Annotated in this window: 15 protein-coding genes; 10 read left to right on the top strand and 5 right to left on the bottom strand. The window is 60.4% G+C overall.

Annotated features, from left to right (window positions below; translation table 11 throughout):
• Window positions 1-47: 47 nt before the first annotated feature.
• Both QRN33_RS19970 and QRN33_RS19965 read right to left on the bottom strand, forming a co-directional pair.
• Window positions 48-1,031 (bottom strand): TauD/TfdA family dioxygenase, encoded by a 984-nt coding sequence (locus QRN33_RS19970; RefSeq protein WP_285409659.1) that lies wholly within the window; start codon window positions 1,029-1,031, stop codon window positions 48-50.
• Between the two features lie 39 nt (window positions 1,032-1,070).
• Window positions 1,071-1,811, bottom strand: coding sequence for a thioesterase II family protein (locus QRN33_RS19965; RefSeq protein ID WP_042608396.1), 741 nt, complete (start codon window positions 1,809-1,811; stop codon window positions 1,071-1,073).
• A gap of 135 nt (window positions 1,812-1,946) precedes the next feature.
• Between QRN33_RS19965 and QRN33_RS19960 the strand changes: the two genes are divergently transcribed.
• Entirely contained in the window at window positions 1,947-3,080 is a 1,134-nt protein-coding gene (locus QRN33_RS19960) for a cupin-like domain-containing protein (protein ID WP_285409658.1), read from the top strand.
• A gap of 127 nt (window positions 3,081-3,207) precedes the next feature.
• Here the strand turns inward: QRN33_RS19960 and QRN33_RS19955 are convergent, their stop codons facing one another.
• Window positions 3,208-4,389 (bottom strand): MFS transporter, encoded by a 1,182-nt coding sequence (locus tag QRN33_RS19955; protein WP_285409656.1) that lies wholly within the window; start codon window positions 4,387-4,389, stop codon window positions 3,208-3,210.
• 245 nt (window positions 4,390-4,634) lie between these two features.
• Between QRN33_RS19955 and QRN33_RS19950 the strand changes: the two genes are divergently transcribed.
• From QRN33_RS19950 to QRN33_RS19930, 5 genes are all read left to right on the top strand, one after another.
• Window positions 4,635-5,639, top strand: coding sequence for a family 2 encapsulin nanocompartment cargo protein terpene cyclase (locus QRN33_RS19950; RefSeq protein WP_285409655.1), 1,005 nt, complete (start codon window positions 4,635-4,637; stop codon window positions 5,637-5,639).
• 90 nt (window positions 5,640-5,729) lie between these two features.
• Complete coding sequence (locus QRN33_RS19945; RefSeq protein ID WP_285409654.1) at window positions 5,730-6,530, top strand: SDR family oxidoreductase; 801 nt, start codon at window positions 5,730-5,732, stop codon at window positions 6,528-6,530.
• Window positions 6,523-8,349, top strand: coding sequence for a glycoside hydrolase family 15 protein (locus QRN33_RS19940; RefSeq protein WP_285409653.1), 1,827 nt, complete (start codon window positions 6,523-6,525; stop codon window positions 8,347-8,349). Before QRN33_RS19945 ends, QRN33_RS19940 begins: the two co-directional genes overlap by 8 nt.
• A gap of 393 nt (window positions 8,350-8,742) precedes the next feature.
• Window positions 8,743-9,132 carry a hypothetical protein gene (locus QRN33_RS19935; protein ID WP_123418667.1) on the top strand — a complete coding sequence of 130 codons (390 nt, stop codon included), beginning with the start codon at window positions 8,743-8,745 and terminating at the stop codon, window positions 9,130-9,132.
• A gap of 48 nt (window positions 9,133-9,180) precedes the next feature.
• Window positions 9,181-9,699, top strand: a complete 519-nt coding sequence (locus QRN33_RS19930) for a hypothetical protein (RefSeq protein WP_042608402.1) — start codon at window positions 9,181-9,183, stop codon at window positions 9,697-9,699.
• A 24-nt stretch (window positions 9,700-9,723) separates the two neighbouring features.
• Here QRN33_RS19930 and QRN33_RS19925 read toward each other — a convergent pair whose 3' ends face one another.
• Window positions 9,724-10,707 carry a GlxA family transcriptional regulator gene (locus QRN33_RS19925; RefSeq protein ID WP_285409652.1) on the bottom strand — a complete coding sequence of 328 codons (984 nt, stop codon included), beginning with the start codon at window positions 10,705-10,707 and terminating at the stop codon, window positions 9,724-9,726.
• 89 nt (window positions 10,708-10,796) lie between these two features.
• Between QRN33_RS19925 and inhA the strand changes: the two genes are divergently transcribed.
• The 4 genes from inhA to QRN33_RS19905 all read left to right on the top strand — a co-directional run bounded on the left by inhA (window position 10,797) and on the right by QRN33_RS19905 (window position 15,079).
• On the top strand, window positions 10,797-11,483 hold the full coding sequence (inhA, locus tag QRN33_RS19920) for an isonitrile hydratase (protein ID WP_285409651.1): 687 nt from the start codon (window positions 10,797-10,799) through the stop codon (window positions 11,481-11,483).
• A gap of 333 nt (window positions 11,484-11,816) precedes the next feature.
• The gene (locus QRN33_RS19915; RefSeq protein ID WP_042608405.1) at window positions 11,817-12,608 is read left to right on the top strand and encodes a CPBP family intramembrane glutamic endopeptidase; all 792 of its coding nucleotides are present in this window, start codon (window positions 11,817-11,819) and stop codon (window positions 12,606-12,608) included.
• A gap of 102 nt (window positions 12,609-12,710) precedes the next feature.
• On the top strand, window positions 12,711-14,276 hold the full coding sequence (locus QRN33_RS19910) for a methyl-accepting chemotaxis protein (RefSeq protein ID WP_042608406.1): 1,566 nt from the start codon (window positions 12,711-12,713) through the stop codon (window positions 14,274-14,276).
• Between the two features lie 332 nt (window positions 14,277-14,608).
• The gene (locus QRN33_RS19905) at window positions 14,609-15,079 is read left to right on the top strand and encodes a hypothetical protein (protein ID WP_285409650.1); all 471 of its coding nucleotides are present in this window, start codon (window positions 14,609-14,611) and stop codon (window positions 15,077-15,079) included.
• A gap of 209 nt (window positions 15,080-15,288) precedes the next feature.
• On the opposite strand, the gene QRN33_RS19900 is transcribed toward QRN33_RS19905, so the two are convergent.
• On the bottom strand, window positions 15,289-15,654 hold the full coding sequence (locus tag QRN33_RS19900) for a DUF6124 family protein (protein WP_285409649.1): 366 nt from the start codon (window positions 15,652-15,654) through the stop codon (window positions 15,289-15,291).
• Window positions 15,655-16,168 lie beyond the last annotated feature (514 nt).

The raw sequence follows: 16,168 nt of genomic DNA, 5'->3' as shown, positions 1-16,168 counted from the left end.
CGGTACAGGCCCGGCTTCGGCATTCAAATTGAAGCGTTGCGACCCGCTCAGCGCGCGTCCTGCGAATGCCCCTCGGCCATTGCCACAATCACTTTGCGCGGCCCTTCGAACGGTGAGCGAGCATGCGCGGACAGCATGTTATCGAGCATCAGCACGTCGCCCTCCTGCCACGGAAAACTGATCGCACAGTCATCGAGCACCGCGCGAATCTGCGCCAGCACTTCGTCTTCGATCGGCGAACCGTCGCCGTAGTAGACGTTACGTGGCAGGTCTTCTTCGTCGACGATGTCGAGCAGGCTTTCGCGCACCTCCGCTTGCAGGTTGGAGATGTGAAACAGGTGCGCCTGATTGAACCAGACGTGATCGCCCGTTACCGGGTGCACCGCCACCGCCTGACAGGTCTGCCGCGTGCGCAGCTCGCCGTCGTCCTTCCATTCACAGACAATGCCGTGGGCCTTGCAGTAGGCCTCGACGACCTCGCGGTCTTCGGTGTTGAACACGTCTTCCCAGGCGACATCGAGGCCGTTGCCGAAGTTGCGCACATACATCAGGCCTTTGCTGACGAAACGCTCACGGATCGCCACCGGAATGCGCCGGTAGACTTCGCGGCTGTCGGCAATCGGCGTCTCACCGCCGGACTTCGCCGCGATCATGCTGTAGAACCAGATTTTCATCGGCCAGTCGCGGGAATACGCCTGTTCGTTGTGCAACGGAATGCTCTGGTGCGCCGGGTATTCCGTGGAGGTGTACACGCCTTGGGTGACGTTGGTACGCGGGGTCGAGCCGAACTCGTAGTTCAGCAGCGGATGACCGAAGCTCGCAGCGAACCGGCGGAACTGCTCGGCGCCATCGAGGCGGAAACCGCGAAACAGCACACCACCGTCGCGCAGCAGATGCTCGTCGACCAGCTCCTTCAATTCATCGAATACCGCCAACAGATCAGTGTCGGCATCGCTCGCCTCGATCAACAGCGGCAAGCGACCGCGCTGCGGCAGCAATGGCCGAACGGAAAATCCCAAAGCAACAGCCATGACTGGCCTCCTGACTATGCGTGATGGATGAGTCGCTTCTCAGAACGCCGGTTGCGCGGCCTGCGCAAGGCGCCGGTGATGCACTTCCAGATGGCTCTTGATCGTGCGAATGACCCGCGCTTCATGTTCATGAATGAAGAAATGCCCACCTGTCATCATGTCCACCGAGAAACTGCCCAGGGTCTCTTTGCTCCAGCCGATCAGTTGTTCGGTGGTGGCGCGGTCTTCCTTGCCGCCGAGCACGTGCACCGGGCAATTGAGCAAGGGCCGCTCGGCAGGCGTGAAGCGCCCGCACATCATGAAATCGGCGCGCAGCACCGGCAGGGTCAGGCTCATCAATTCCTGATTGGCGAGGATTTCTTCGCTGGTACCCTGAAAGGTGCGCAGCTGTTCGATGAGCTCCTCATCGCTGCGCGGCTCGGCAAAGCCGCGGTCGTAGTCGCTACGCATGGTCGGCGCGGCGGTGCCGGAGGCGAACAGCGCCAGCGGCTCCGGCGCGCCGAGCTCGCGAAAGGCATGGGCCAGTTCGCAAGCGAGCAACGCGCCGAGGCTATGCCCGAACAACGCATACGGGCCTTGCAGACCCGGTTTGTGTTCGCGCGCCAGTTGCCGCGCCAACGCGCGCATGTCGGTTTGCAGAGGTTCGTCGAACCGCGCGCCACGCCCCGGCAGTTCCACCGGTTGCAATTGCAGCCACGTCGGCAGTTGACGCCGCCAGCGGCTGTAAACCATGGCGCTGGCACCCGAATAGGGCAGGCACAGCAATGTCAGCTTGGTCACCGCGCTTTCCTTGAAAAATGTGTCTGCAAGAAAGACGGATCAATGGCCGGACAAATTAGTCACCGATCGCTAAATTCCCCCGCCGGCCGCTCGTTGCCTGTTCAGGAAAAAAACAACAATCGCGAGGGAATCACCGTGGACCTGCAGAGCATTCTGGGCAAGTTGTTCGCCAACGCCGGCGCGGTCGGCATCGAGGGCGTTTTCCAGTTCATCTTCAGTGCGCAACAGGCGTACTGGTACGACATCAAGACCAGCCAGCGCACGGAGCTCGGGCGCCACCCAAGCCCGGACGTGACCATCGAAGTGGCAGAAAAGGACTTTTTGGGGATCATGGCCGGGGTGGTCAATGTCGAGGAACTGTTCGCCAGCGGTCGGCTGAAGATCGGCGGCAACATGGGCCTGGCGACAATGCTGCCACAGATCATCGACCACGCCCGCCAGGGAGGCGGCACGGTGGAAAAGGTCGACATGAACAAGCGCTACCCGACCCCGCCGCGCTTCAGCGAAAAGCTCACTGCTGCACTGCCCAGGCAGACCAGCGTCGAACGTCGCACGCGCGCCGAATTGAGCCGACATGAATTCGAGACCCGTTATCTGCCCAACGGCATTCCGTTGGTGATCAGCAATGCCCTGCACGACTGGCCGTTGTTCAGCCTGAGCCGCGAAGAGTCGCTGGTGCATTTCGCCGAACTGCAGGGCATCACTCGCCATGGCGATTACGTGAAGAAGACCTTCTCCACCGAGCGTGATTTCCGCTCGACCTCGATGGCCGAGTTCATCGCCTCGCTGGACAGCCCGGCGGTCAAGGGCGCGGACGGCGAGCCGCCGGCGTACATGGGCAACAACATCCTGCCCGTGCAGCTGCTGCAACAGATCCAGTACCCGCCCTACTTCGACACCTCGCTGTTCATCCCGCCGCGCATCTGGATCGGCCCCAGGGGCACGCTGACGCCGCTGCATCGCGATGACACCGACAACCTGTTCGCCCAGGTCTGGGGGCAGAAAAAATTCACCCTCGCCGCACCGCATCATCGCGAGGCGCTGGGCACCTGGTCGACCGCGCCCAAGGGTGGTCTGGATGGCTGCGATTTCAACCCGGATGCGCCGGACTATGAGCGTTTCCCGGCGGCGCGGGAGGTGACATTTTTGCGCGTGACGCTGGAGGCTGGGGATCTGCTGTTTTTGCCCGAGGGGTGGTTTCATCAGGTTGAATCGGTGTCGACGTCGCTATCCGTCAACTTCTGGATCAACTCAGGACGAGGCTGGTAACCCGATTTCCTGTAGGAGCGTAGGAGCTGACGAGTGCAACGAGGCTGCGATCTTTTGATCTTGATCTTGATCTTCAAAATCCAAAGTCAAAGTCAAAAGATCGCAGCCTCGTTGCACTCGTCAGCTCCTACGCTCCTACCCGGAGGTGGCGGTAACTCTGGATCGCCGAGCCCAGCACCACCGCCCCCGCCGCGATTGCCAGCCAAAACCCGCTGCGCGCGCCTAACGCATCCACCAGCGCGCCGGAGCCGGCGGCGCCGATTGCTACGCCGATGCTCAGCCCGGTCACCAGCCAGGTCAGGCCTTCGGTGAGTTTGGCCGGCGGCACGATGCGTTCGATCAGCGCCATCGCCACGATCAGCGTCGGCGAAAAGAACAGGCCGGCGATGAACACCGCCACCGACAAGCCGAGAATATTGCTCGCCAGGAGCAGCGGCAGCGTGGTCACCGCTGTCGCCAGCCCGCCGTAGAGAAACAGGCGCGGCAGCGGCAATTTCGAGCGCATCGCACCAAAGGCGATGCCGGCCAGGCATGAGCCGATCGCGTATACCGACAAGACAATACTCGCCGCTGCCGGCTGGCCCTGATGCTGGGCGAAGGCGACGCTGACCACGTCGATGACTCCGACGATCACGCCCATCGCCAGCATCAAGGCCAGCAGCCATTGCACATCGGTCGAGCGGATGATCGAGCCCTGATGCTGCGACTCCTGCGCATGCACTGGCGGCTCGGTGCTGCGCTGGGCGACAAACGTCGTCACGCCGATAGCCAGCGCCAACAACGCCGCCAACGGCCCGGCCTCGGGAAACACTGCAACGGACAGGCCCACCGATAGCGGCGGCCCGACGATAAAACACACTTCGTCGAGCACCGACTCCAGCGCATAGGCCGTCTGCAACTGCGGCTGGCCCCGGTAGATTTCGGTCCAGCGCGCCCGCACCATCGCCGACATGCTCGGCATGCAACCGGCCAGCGCGGCGAACACGAACAATGTCCAGTTCGGCGCCTGCACACGCGTGCACAGCAGCAGCATCAACAACCCGCCGCCACCGGTCAGCGCTGCGATCGGCAGAACCCGCCCTTGACCGTAGCGGTCCACCAGCCGTGACACCTGCGGCGCGCAAAACGCCGTGGCCAGGGCGAACGTCGCCGCCACCGCGCCCGCCAGCGCATAGCCGCCGTTCAACTGCGCGAGCATGGTGATCAGGCCGATGCCGGTCATCGAAATCGGCATGCGCGCCAGCATCCCGGCCATTACAAAAGCACGGGCGCCGGGGGCGGTGAACAATTCGCGGTAGGGGTTTGCCATTGATCGCAGCCTCATCAGGGGCGGCCAAGTTGCCATAGGCTTGAATGCCGTGGAAGCGCGTAATTGTTGGTGGAGTGTGAAAGCCAGCTGATCTTTCCAGCGCTGACGACGATGACCATTTGTCGAAAATGCGCGTTGACCTGTCAGACCTGACAGGTGCGCTCCCTTGTGGTTTGCGCTCTGATGAGGCCGTTGATCTTCACGTATCACCGTGGAACCCTGCAACCACACTCAGGAGCCTGGCCATGGACGAATCGTCAATGCTCGTCTTACCCGAAGCGGAAAAGGCGCCGTGGGCCGTGCCCGCCCTGTATGGACTGGCACCCTTTCGCAACGACGCCGCGCTGGCGGCTGCGGTGGATGATCGGCTGATGCCGTGGATCGAGCAGGTGGGGATTTTTCCGGGGCGGCACGACAAGGTCCGCGCCATGGCTTTCGGGCGCTTCGCCATGCTGTGTCATACCGACACCGATGAGCCCGATCGGCTGTTGCTGGCGGCGCAATGTTTCGCCGCGCTGTTTGCCGTGGACGATTACTATTGCGACGACGAGCGAACCGGATCCGAGCCGAGCATGGTCGGGCCGCGCCTCTCTCTGGCGCTGGCAGCCCTGGAGCCGGTTCACTTGAGCGAACGATTTCGCCCGGGGCTCGAGCAGGCATTGAACAGTGATCCGGTGTTGGTCGCCCTGCGTGCCTGGCTGGCGCGGGTCGAGGCATTCGCGACAGCGGCGCAGGTTGCCCGCGTACGCCATGAAATCATTGCCATGTTCGTCACCATGACCGCCGAAGCGGCTTGGCGTATCGAAGGAATCACGCCCGCGCTCTGGGAATATCTGGCTCAACGGCAGGTCAACAGTTTCCTGCCGTGCCTGGCGCTGATCGACATCATCGGCGGGTATGAATTGCCCGCCAATGTCTACTGTTCATCCGCGGTGAGGCGCGTCACGACGCTGGCCGCCAGCGCCACGATCATTGCCAATGACCTGTTTTCCGCGCTGAAGGAACAGCAGGCAGGTATCGGCGATTTCAACCTGCCCTTGTTGCTGATCCGCGAACAGGGCTGCTCGCCCGCTCAGGCGATGGCACAAAGTGCTGCCGTTCACGATGAAATCATGCATCTGTATGAGTCGGCAGAACGAGCATTGTTGCCGCACGCCTCGCCGCGACTCAAACGCTACCTGCGCGGAATCAAGAGCTGGTTGGCCGGCAACGTCGAATGGCATCGCAGCAGTGGCCGCTATCAGGTCTGACGCTGGCGAACTTTTCATGGTTGCAGATGAACTCTCGCCGCCGGCCATCAGTCAGCTACTTAAGTCTCTGGAACCAAGGCGTGAATCGTCATGCAGATCTCCCTCGCTCATCAGGTGGCACTGGTCACCGGCGCCAGCTCCGGCATCGGCCATGGCGCCGCGAAAGCACTCGCCGCGGCCGGCGCGGCGGTCGTGATCAACTACAACAGCAGCGCCGGACCCGCTGAAGAACTGGCCGCGCAAATCAACGCCAAGGGCGGTAAAGCACTGGCCATCGGTGCCGACGTCTCGAAAGAGGACGAGGTCGAACGGCTGTTCAAAGAGACCGTCGACGCGTTCGGCTCGCTGGACATTCTGGTGGCCAATTCCGGCCTGCAAAAAGACGCTGCCGCCGTGGACATGACGCTCGACGACTGGAACACGGTGATCGGCGTCAACCTCACCGGGCAGTTCCTCTGCGCACGTGCGGCGCTGCGGATTTTCCAGCGTCAGGGCGTGCGCGAAGGCGTGTCGCGCGCGGCGGGCAAGATCATTCACATGAGCTCGGTGCACCAGCGCATTCCATGGGCCGGGCATGTCAACTACGCGGCGTCCAAAGGCGGCGTCGATCAATTGATGCAGAGCCTCGCCCAGGAAGTCAGCCAACAGCGCATCCGCATCAACAGCATCGCGCCCGGTGCGATCAGCACTGCGATCAACGCTGACGCCACCGCAGGCGAAGCCGGCAAAAAGCTTCTCGAACTGATTCCCTACGGACGCATTGGTGACGTCGAGGACGTTGCCAATGCAGTGGTCTTCCTCGCTTCCGACCTGTCCGATTACATCGTCGGCACCACCCTGTTCATCGATGGCGGGATGAGCCTCTATCCGGAGTTTCGTGGCAATGGCTGAGCCTGAAATGGAACAACAGAGCGCCATCGGTGCTCACGGAATCATCGGCGACATGCGCAGCGCCGCGCTGGTCAACGACAAGGGCAGCGTGGATTTTTTCTGCTGGCCGGAGTTCGACAGCCCGACAATTTTCTGCTCGCTGCTCGATACCCCTGAAGCAGGCATTTTCCAGCTCGCGCCGGACTTGCCAGACGCACGCCGGGAACAGATTTATCTGCCCGACACCAACGTCTTGCAGACCCGTTGGCTGAGCGAACACGCCGTGGTGGAGATTACCGATCTGCTGCCCATCGGTGACGATGTCGATTCCCTGCCGTTGCTGATGCGCCGCGTGCGAGTAGTCAGCGGCTCGGCGACGTTCAATCTGCGTTGTGCGGTACGCCATGACTACGGCCGCGCCGAAACCCAGGCAGAGATGGACGCAAAGGACGTAACGTTCCATTCCGCTGGCCAGCCGTCGCTACGCCTGGCTTCAGATCAAACCCTGCAGGTCGACGCACAGGCAGCCGTCGCGCAGTTCACCCTCAAGCACAATGAAACCGCCGCGTTCATGCTCGGCGGCATTGATGATCCGCGTTTCACCGAGGGCGCTGCCGAGCTGTGCATGGAGCGCACATTGAAATACTGGCGCGGCTGGATCGGCCAATCCAACTATCGCGGCCGGTGGCGGGAAATGGTCAATCGCTCCGCCCTTGCCCTGAAACTGCTGACCTCCCGTCGCCAAGGTGCGATCCTCGCCGCCGCCACCTTTGGCCTGCCGGAAACCCCCGGGGGCGAGCGCAACTGGGATTATCGCTACACGTGGATTCGCGATGCGTCGTTCACGGTTTATGCGTTCATGCGCCTGGGCTTCGTCGACGAGGCCAACCACTACATGCAATGGTTGCGCGGACGGGTCAGCGATTGCTGCGGCAAACCGATGAAGCTCAACATCCTCTATGCCATCGACGGCCAGCAGGAGTTGCCGGAAACCGAACTCACGCACCTGGCCGGCCACGGCGGCGCGCGACCGGTGCGCATCGGCAACGGTGCCTACGAGCAGGTCCAGCTGGACATCTTCGGCGAACTGATGGACGCCGTGTATCTGGTCAACAAATACGGTGACGCGATTTCCCATGAAGGCTGGCGGCACGTCGGCGAAGTGGTCGATCAGGTCTGTGAGAACTGGCAGACCGAGGATGTCGGCATCTGGGAAATGCGCGGTGAGACCCATCATTTCCTGCACTCGCGGCTGATGTGCTGGGTGGCCCTGGACCGCGCGATCCGTCTGGCTTCCAAGCGTTCGCTGCCGGCGCCGTTCGCCCGTTGGGATCAGACCCGGCAAGCGATCTACACCGACATCTGGGACAACTTCTGGGATGAAGAACGCGGGCATTTCGTTCAGTACAAGGGCGGCACCGCGCTGGACGGCTCGATGCTGCTGATGCCGCTGGTGCGTTTCGTCAGCGCCAAGGACCCGCGCTGGCTCTCGACTCTGGAAGCGATCGAAAAAACCCTGGTGCGCGACGGCATGGTCTATCGCTATCGCAACGAAGACGCCAACATCGATGGCCTCAACGGCACCGAAGGCGCGTTCGCTGCGTGCTCGTTCTGGTACGTCGAATGCCTCGCGCGCGCCGGGCAGGTGGAAAAAGCCCATCTGGAGTTCGAGCAGTTGCTGCGTTACGCCAACCCGCTGGGGCTGTACGCCGAAGAGTTCGACAGCCATGGCCGCCATCTGGGTAACACGCCGCAAGCGCTGACGCATCTGGCGTTGATCAGTGCAGCGAGTTTTCTTGATCGCAAATTGAGTGGCGAGAAGAGTTCCTGGCAGCCGTAATTGACATCAGGGGCTGTAGGAAACAGCCCTGATCAACGCCGAATTGTGGAATTGACGCCACGCAAACAGGCAGCTGCTCCCAGCCTCTGTGGCGAGGGAGCTTGCTCCCGCCGGGTCGCGAAGCGGGCCCGTCACTTGACTGCCCACTGACTTAAAGCCCCCGCAGCCACTGGCTTTGCGCCTGCTGCGCAGCCGAGCGGGAGCAAGCTCCCTCGCCACAGTTTCAAGCGTGGGCCGCTGCCGTGTTGGTTAAACAGAGGCTACGCAGACCTACCCGGCAACGTACGCTTACACGCCGAAATACCTTGTTGCCAGCCGTTACATCCACACCTACCATCCAACGCAACGGGCACAGCGGAGCTGTCCAACCACCCCCGAATTCAAGGAACCGGAATGCCTCACCACGTCCAGCGCAGCATCGACTCCCCTCTTCGCACCGGGCTGAGCCGCACCCAGCTCTGGGAAGGCGCCGACAAAGGCCTGATCAAATGCTGGGAAATCGGCCGCCAGCGCGCCGAACGCTTTCCCGAACTCGCCCAGCGCTGCCAGGCCGGTGAATTGCCGGTGCTTGGCTGGAAGGGTGGCGTCAGTCGCAGCCTGAAGAAAAACGAGAAATATGGCTCCCTGAAATACCTGGCGCAGTGGCAGGGTCTGCGCGGTGAGGATCTGGATATTGATCTGGCGCAGGAGCGTGCGCTGACGTGTTCGCGGACGAAGATGAAGGTGACGTTTACGCCGGATCGGACGAAGTATTTCAACCAGGTGGCGGAAGTTGAGGTTTGAACGGTCACGAATATCTGAGGTTAGCAATCCACCTTTTCAGGCTTTTATATGACTTCAACATCTGTAGATAAACTCGCACTTGCGGTTGCTTTGCTGGCGCTGGGTGCAACGTTTTGGCAAGCGCAAGCGCAAATCAAACATAACCATGTCTCGGTAGAACCTCGTATAACTTCGTATTTCTCCAACAACGGAAATAAAGATCAGTGGGGTATTTACGCCTTCAATAACGGCATGGGCAACGCTTTTGTAGAAAGCGTCAAGGTTTACGTAGACGGACAACCCGTCCCTGATCATCAGTATGGACAGTTCTTTTCTGCCGTGACTGAGCTGGGACTCAACCCGCTGTGTTTTCTTGTTGGTGGCCCACGCCCGAACGATGCCTTTACAGTCAATAGCGAAGAGCGCCTCATCGAAGCCAATCCAAAAGCCCCAGAGGTCTGTGCATTGAATAAGTTGCTTCTGCAGGCGTACGCTAGCGAACGCATCGATTATGAATTGATCGTCAAGTCTATTTATGGCGATCGGTTCAAATACCGCTATTCAAAAAACGCACAGGTCGCACTCTAAAGTTGCATCCGCGCCACTCAGCAATCACGGCAATACTGGATCTGCTGCAACGCTGACCGAAAACCGCTCCCGATACGCCTGTGGCGTCACGCCAATAGCCCGCAGAAAACTGCGCCGCAGTGTCTCTTCACTGCCAAACCCGCAATTGGCGGCGATGCGCTTGACCGGCAGGCCGGTATCGCTGAGCAGTCGCCGGGCGGTTTCGACGCGGATCAATTCGATCGCGCGCGCCGGGGTCTGGCCGGTGTCGGCGCGGTAGTGGCGGATGAAGCTGCGTTCGCTCATGCCGGCCTGTTCGGCGAGGGTCGGGATGCCGAGATCACAGGTCAGGTTCTCGGCGATCCAGGCGTGCAGCTCATCGAAGCGGTTGCCCTGCTGTTGCAGTGACAGCGTCACACTGAATTGCGACTGCCCGCCCGGGCGTTTGAGGAACACCACTAAATGCCGGGCCACGTCGAGGGCAATGTCGCGACCGAGGTCTTCTTCGACCATCGCCAGCGCCAGATCGATACCCGCCGTGACCCCGGCGGAAGTCCACACCGGGCCGTCGTTGATGAAAATCGGGTTGGCTTCCACGCGCAGATTCGGATGTTGCTCGGCCAATTGTTCGCAGCGGGTCCAGTGCGTGACCACGCGGCGGCCGTCGAGCCAGCCGCTGGCCGCGAGCAGAAAGGCCCCGGTGCACACCGAAGCCACGCGCCGGCAGCCGTGCGCATGTTCGCGCACCCAGTCGACCAGTTGCAGATCTTCCGAGGCCGCATAAATGCCCCAGCCACCGGCGATGATCAATGTGTCGCTGGGCGTTTGCGGCAACGGTTCGGCGAGCACCGCCAACCCCGCCGACGACAGCACCGCCCCGCCACCGCTGGCGATCACGCTCGGCGCGTAGGGCGTCGGCAACCCGCGCTGGCGGGCGAGATCATTGGCCGAGGCAAACACCTGCAACGGCCCGGTGACATCGAGAATCTGCATGTTGGCAAACGCGAGGACGTGAATGGCTTTGGGCATTTGGCGTGATTCGTGGGGTGATTGGCGTATGCGCCAGAACCTACGCGCCTACAGTGAAGTCGTCCACTTCTTTCAACGGAGCAAGAACGATGACGCTGCAGATCGGTTTTCTGTTATTCCCGCAGGTTCAGCAACTCGACCTGACCGGCCCTTACGACGTGCTCGCCTCGCTGCCCGACGTGCAGGTGCATCTGGTCTGGAAGGACCTGATGCCGGTGACGTCCAGCACCGGCCTGCTGCTGAAACCGACCACGACCTTCGACGACTGCCCGGATCTCGATGTGATCTGCGTGCCCGGCGGTGGCGGCGTAGGGGCGTTGATGGAAGACCAGCAGACGCTGGATTTCATCAAGCGCCAGGCCGCCCAGGCAGGTTATGTGACCTCGGTGTGCACCGGCTCGCTGGTACTTGGCGCGGCGGGTCTGCTGCAAGGCAAACGCGCGACCACCCATTGGGCGTATCACGAGCTGCTGCCGAAGCTGGGGGCGATTGCGGTGAAGGATCGGGTGGTGCGCGACGGCAATCTGTTTACCGGTGGCGGGATCACCGCCGGGATCGATTTTGCCTTGGTATTGGCCGCTGAATTGGTTGATGCGGATACCGCGCAGCTGGTGCAGTTGCAGCTGGAATACGCCCCGGCGCCGCCGTTCAATGCCGGCAGCCCGGACGTGGCACCGAGTGCAGTTGTCGACGAAGCACGGTTGCGCGCGGCGCCTTCGTTCAAGCTGCGTACCGAGATTACCGAGCGCGCGGCGGCCAGACTGAACCTGCGCTGATCTGCAGCCGAATGCAAAACCCTTGTAGGAGTGAGCCTGCTCGCGATAACGGTCGATCAGCCAACATCTGCGGGGAATGACACACCGCTATCGCGAGCAGGCTCACTCCTACAGGGGATCCGGGGTTTGCCGTGATGTCTGATCGTTCCCATGCTCTGCGTGAGAATGCAGCCGGGGACGCTCCGCGTCCCACAGCCTCAAGATCGCAGCCTTCGGCAGCTCCTACAGGTCGGTGTGAAATTATCAGCGGCGGTTTTCTCGCTGCCCTTCCCTTGTCCCACCGCCCTCGCCCGTGTAGAAAGCCCCTTCCAGAATTTCGCACAAGGACTTTCGATGAAGGCGCTGCCCTGGCTCTATCTTGCGCTGCTCGGCCTCGGTTACGGACTGGCCCTGAGCTACGGCCAACTCGGTTGGCTGGCATTGATCTCCGTGGGGCTTTTGCTGTTCGCCGCCTTCGCCGTGCGCCAGCAACAGGTGCCGGTCGCGCGCTGGCTGGGCCATGGCCTGTTTGTCGTTCTGGCCCTGGCATTGGCGCTGCACTGGCTGCCGGGTTTCGCCAACGGCCGCGCGATCAATCCGCAACGTTTCACTGAAAACGCTGTGCCGTTCGCGATGTACCTCAACCTCGACAAACCGCTGGTGGGTTTCTGGCTGCTGCTGGTGTGCCCGTGGATCGTTGCGCGGCGGTCGTTGCGACTGACGGTCTACGCCACCGCCCTCGCCCTGACGCTGTGCGCGATTCTCGCCCTCGGCGGTGCGCTGCTGCTCGGCGTGATTGCCTGGGCGCCAAAGTGGCCGGATCAGGCCTGGCTCTGGGTGCTGAACAATCTGCTGCTGGTGACGCTGGTCGAGGAAGCGCTGTTTCGCGGCTATATACAGGGCGGACTCAGCCGTCGTCTCAAGCACCTGCCGTATGGCGACAACCTCGCGCTGCTGTCGGCCTCGCTGCTCTTCGGTCTGGTGCATGCCGGCGCTGGCTGGACCTGGGTGTTGCTGGCGGGACTGGCCGGGGTCGGCTATGGTCTGGCCTACCGTTTCGGCGGACTGGGCGCGGCGATCGCCACGCATTTCGGCCTGAACCTGTTGCACTTCGGCCTGTTCACTTATCCGATGCTGGCCAGTTGACGCAAGCGCCGTTTTGCGACGCCGTACTTAATTCTGAAAAAAAACTTCAATAAAAACCTGTCAGCGCCGACAACCTTTCAAAGCCTTGCGGATTGAAAAACCATGCGTAACAACCAGCCCATTACACAACGCGAGCGGACCTTTCCAGCTCAGCAACGGTTGATTTCCACCACCGATGCCAAGGGCGTGATCACCTACTGCAACGACGCGTTCGTTGAAATCAGCGGGTTTTCGCGGGAGGAGCTGATCCGGGCGCCGCACAATCTGGTCCGTCACCCTGACGTGCCGTCGGCGGTGTTCTCGCACATGTGGGGCACATTGAAACAAGGCTTGCCATGGATGGGCATTGTCAAGAATCGCTGCAAATCCGGTGACCACTATTGGGTTAACGCCTACGTCACGCCGGTGTTTGATGGCAGCCAGGTAATCGGTTACGAGTCGGTGCGCGTCAAACCCACCGCCGAACAGATCCGCCGCGCCGAAGCGCTCTATCAACGCATCAACCAGGGCAAGTCGGCGATTCCTTCGACGGACAAATGGCTGCCGATCCTGCAGGACTGGTTGCCGTTCATTCTGGTCAGCCAGTTGAGCTTCATGATCGGCGCGACGCTGAACTCGCAGTGGGGCTTCGCCCTTGCCGCCGGTCTGTCGGTGCCGCTGGGCCTGATGGGCCTGCAATGGCAGCAACGCGGGCTCAAGCGCCTGCTGCGCCTCGCCGAGCAGACCACCTCCGACCCGCTGATCGCGCAGATGTACACCGACAGCCGTGGCGCCCAGGCGCGTCTGGAGATGTCGATCCTCAGCCAGGAAGCGCGCCTGAAAACCTGCCTGACCCGTCTGCAGGACACCGCCGAACACCTGACCGATCAGGCCAAGCAGTCCGACGCCCTGGCGCACAACAGCTCGACCGGCCTGGAACGCCAGCGCGTGGAAACCGAACAGGTCGCCACCGCCGTCAACCAGATGGCCGCCACCACCCAGGAAGTCGCCAGCCACGTACAACGCACCGCTGACGCCACCCAGGAAGCCAACCGCCTGACCGGTCGCGGCCGTGACATCGCCGGGGAAACCCGCGAAGCCATTCAGCGTTTGTCCGTGGTTGTTGGGGAAACCGGCCTGACCGTGACGCAACTGGCCAAGGACAGCGACGAAATCGGCGGCGTGGTCGACGTGATCAAAGGCATCGCCGACCAGACCAACCTGCTTGCCCTTAACGCCGCCATCGAGGCTGCACGTGCCGGCGAAATGGGCCGCGGTTTCGCCGTGGTGGCAGACGAAGTTCGTCAACTGGCGCAACGCACCAGCGAATCCACCGGGCAGATCCACGCGCTGATCGCCAAGTTGCAACAGACCGCGTCCAGCGCTGTGCAAACCATGGAAGCCGGACATCGTCAGGCCGAAGAAGGCGTGGCGCGGGTACTGGAAGCGGATCAGGCCCTGGTCGGGATCAGTGAAGCGGTGGCCAACATCACCGACATGACCACACAGATTGCTGCCGCGACCGAAGAGCAAAGTGCGGTGGCTGAAGAGATCAGCCGCAACATCAGCAATATCTCGGAACTGGCGGATCAGACGTCGGAACAGGCGCACAACTCGGCGTTGTTGAGTGAAGAGCTGACCAAGACCGCCAATACGCAGTATTCGTTGGTGGAGCGTTTTAACCGCTGATTGAACTGGCGATAACAAAAAACCCGGAGAGCGAGAGCTTCCGGGTTTTTTGTTGTGTCAGTGAAATTACCCAATCCGGGGTTCGGTTTGAGTTGAGCTGCGCATGAAGAGCTCAGTCACTCATTACGCCACAACTGCTGACCCGAGGAATCTAATATCCAAGGTGCACTTCTTTAATAAATCTTGTGTTGAACATTCCAAAATCAACCCACAAAACATTGCAACTGTCTACTGTCAGACCTGACAGTAGACAGTCAATTTTCACGGGTTTATTTATGAATCGTCGAACAGACACTCACAACTGTTCACACGATAAGACCAAGGAATTGAAGATGACTGCACAACTTGTTTACATACCGAAAACAGATTTTACTCAGAAGCAGGGAAATGTCCTTACTTGGCAATTCGGCACCAACCCCGAAACGACGGCCGTAAAAACTTTTTTTGATCTACACCATTTTATTCCGACAGGCGAAAAGAGCTGGTCAATCTCAGGATCGACAGGAACGCTGGAGGACGAAAATATCTTCCTCTACCTTTTCTCGATCCCCTATACCAATGACGCCCCGTTCAATAAAACCTATACGTTGAACGATGGACTGAGATTCCAGCACGGCCACTCATCGCCTGGGCCGTCTGGATTTTATGGGTTTACCTACGTTGATGCTGATGAGGCTACAGTCAAGATCGACATCCATCCCGCCAAGGGGATTGCTACAGGTACATTTGAAGCAAAGTTTAAAAGTCATGGTTATCGTACGCAGCCTAAAGGAACTTTTAACTTGCTAAGAGATGATTTGTAATCCTCTTCGAACAACGCTTCGACCCGCTCTGCCATAAAAAGATGTTTCAGTGACAGGCAATCGATATAGCACACCTTATAGCCGTGTAACGCTTTCGCGAGGAGGCTCACTCCTAGATTAGATATGCGGCGGCCAGAGTTTATGTGCCCGACAACAAATCTCCTGTAGGAGTGAGCCTGCTCGCGATGAGGCCATAACAGCCAGTTAAGTTATTGAGGCAACTTCAGCTTATCCAGCAGTCGATTGACCAACAATTCGTTGAGCATGATCACCTGTTGCAGCGCCAGCAGCGGTTTGCGCTCCGGGCCGCCGATTGAGTTGGCGATGTTACCGGCCATGGCATGGGCGTATGAAAGCGACTCGCTCGCCTCGACCAGCAGGGTTTCGTCATCCAGCGTGGGGTCGACGAGATAGACGGGGCGAAATTTTGGCGAGCTTGGTGGGGCCGCCAGGGCTTCGGGTCGGAGGTAGTAATCGAGGGCGCGATCAGTCGCTTCTTTTGTCTTTTGAGACTCAAGCGCTGGGTCGTGAGGGGTTGGGTCGATGCCCGGAGGGTTTGGCGTGGCTTTGAACATAAATATCTAATTCCTGAACAAGGGCCGCAACCTTTCTCTACTAAAAGAAGGGTGGCGGCTGTGCGCAGGTTAGTAGACCGGAGGAATTAGCAAGACCGGCGCGCTCGAAAGCGCCCTGAGCACAGCCACCATTGAGTACAGGCAGATGCGCCTGACTTTATGGGACCTATGCACTTACTAAAACCATACGGGCTACTAAACCCGACCACTGATGGGCAGTGGCAGGCAAACGATATAGCCCGCGCTATGGTCGTGTAAGCCGGCGGATTCTGGCGTACGCGTAGGTAACGGCGCAAGGTGTTGTAGGCCCCGTGGCGTAACGGCCTGTGTACTTTAAACGCGCTCACGGAATCATGTTTACGCGCAGGAAATGCTGGGCAGTGAGCGCTTCCAGTTTTTTATCGTGTCAGCGAAATAGCCCCTCACCCTAACCCTCTCCCAGAGGGAGAGGGGACTGATTGATCTGGCTTAATGATTCTGGACACTCCTAAAGGGCGGTAATCTACGCCCATAG

It is taken from the genome of Pseudomonas sp. FR229a (assembly GCF_030209115.1).
Taxonomy (GTDB): Bacteria; Pseudomonadota; Gammaproteobacteria; order Pseudomonadales; family Pseudomonadaceae; genus Aquipseudomonas; species Aquipseudomonas moraviensis_A.
This window is presented reverse-complemented; position numbering and strand designations above follow the sequence as displayed.

Excerpts from the sequence above, each read along its gene's own strand:
- QRN33_RS19930 (WP_042608402.1), top strand. The coding sequence starts at position 9,181 with ATGACTTCAACATCTGTAGATAAACTCGCACTTGCGGTTGCTTTGCTG.
- QRN33_RS19925 (WP_285409652.1), bottom strand. The coding sequence starts at position 10,707 with ATGCCCAAAGCCATTCACGTCCTCGCGTTTGCCAACATGCAGATTCTC.
- QRN33_RS19940 (WP_285409653.1), top strand. The coding sequence starts at position 6,523 with ATGGCTGAGCCTGAAATGGAACAACAGAGCGCCATCGGTGCTCACGGA.
- QRN33_RS19915 (WP_042608405.1), top strand. The coding sequence starts at position 11,817 with ATGAAGGCGCTGCCCTGGCTCTATCTTGCGCTGCTCGGCCTCGGTTAC.
- QRN33_RS19970 (WP_285409659.1), bottom strand. The coding sequence starts at position 1,031 with ATGGCTGTTGCTTTGGGATTTTCCGTTCGGCCATTGCTGCCGCAGCGC.
- QRN33_RS19910 (WP_042608406.1), top strand. The coding sequence starts at position 12,711 with ATGCGTAACAACCAGCCCATTACACAACGCGAGCGGACCTTTCCAGCT.
- QRN33_RS19905 (WP_285409650.1), top strand. The coding sequence starts at position 14,609 with ATGACTGCACAACTTGTTTACATACCGAAAACAGATTTTACTCAGAAG.
- inhA (WP_285409651.1), top strand. The coding sequence starts at position 10,797 with ATGACGCTGCAGATCGGTTTTCTGTTATTCCCGCAGGTTCAGCAACTC.
- QRN33_RS19935 (WP_123418667.1), top strand. The coding sequence starts at position 8,743 with ATGCCTCACCACGTCCAGCGCAGCATCGACTCCCCTCTTCGCACCGGG.
- QRN33_RS19950 (WP_285409655.1), top strand. The coding sequence starts at position 4,635 with ATGGACGAATCGTCAATGCTCGTCTTACCCGAAGCGGAAAAGGCGCCG.
- QRN33_RS19955 (WP_285409656.1), bottom strand. The coding sequence starts at position 4,389 with ATGGCAAACCCCTACCGCGAATTGTTCACCGCCCCCGGCGCCCGTGCT.
- QRN33_RS19945 (WP_285409654.1), top strand. The coding sequence starts at position 5,730 with ATGCAGATCTCCCTCGCTCATCAGGTGGCACTGGTCACCGGCGCCAGC.
- QRN33_RS19900 (WP_285409649.1), bottom strand. The coding sequence starts at position 15,654 with ATGTTCAAAGCCACGCCAAACCCTCCGGGCATCGACCCAACCCCTCAC.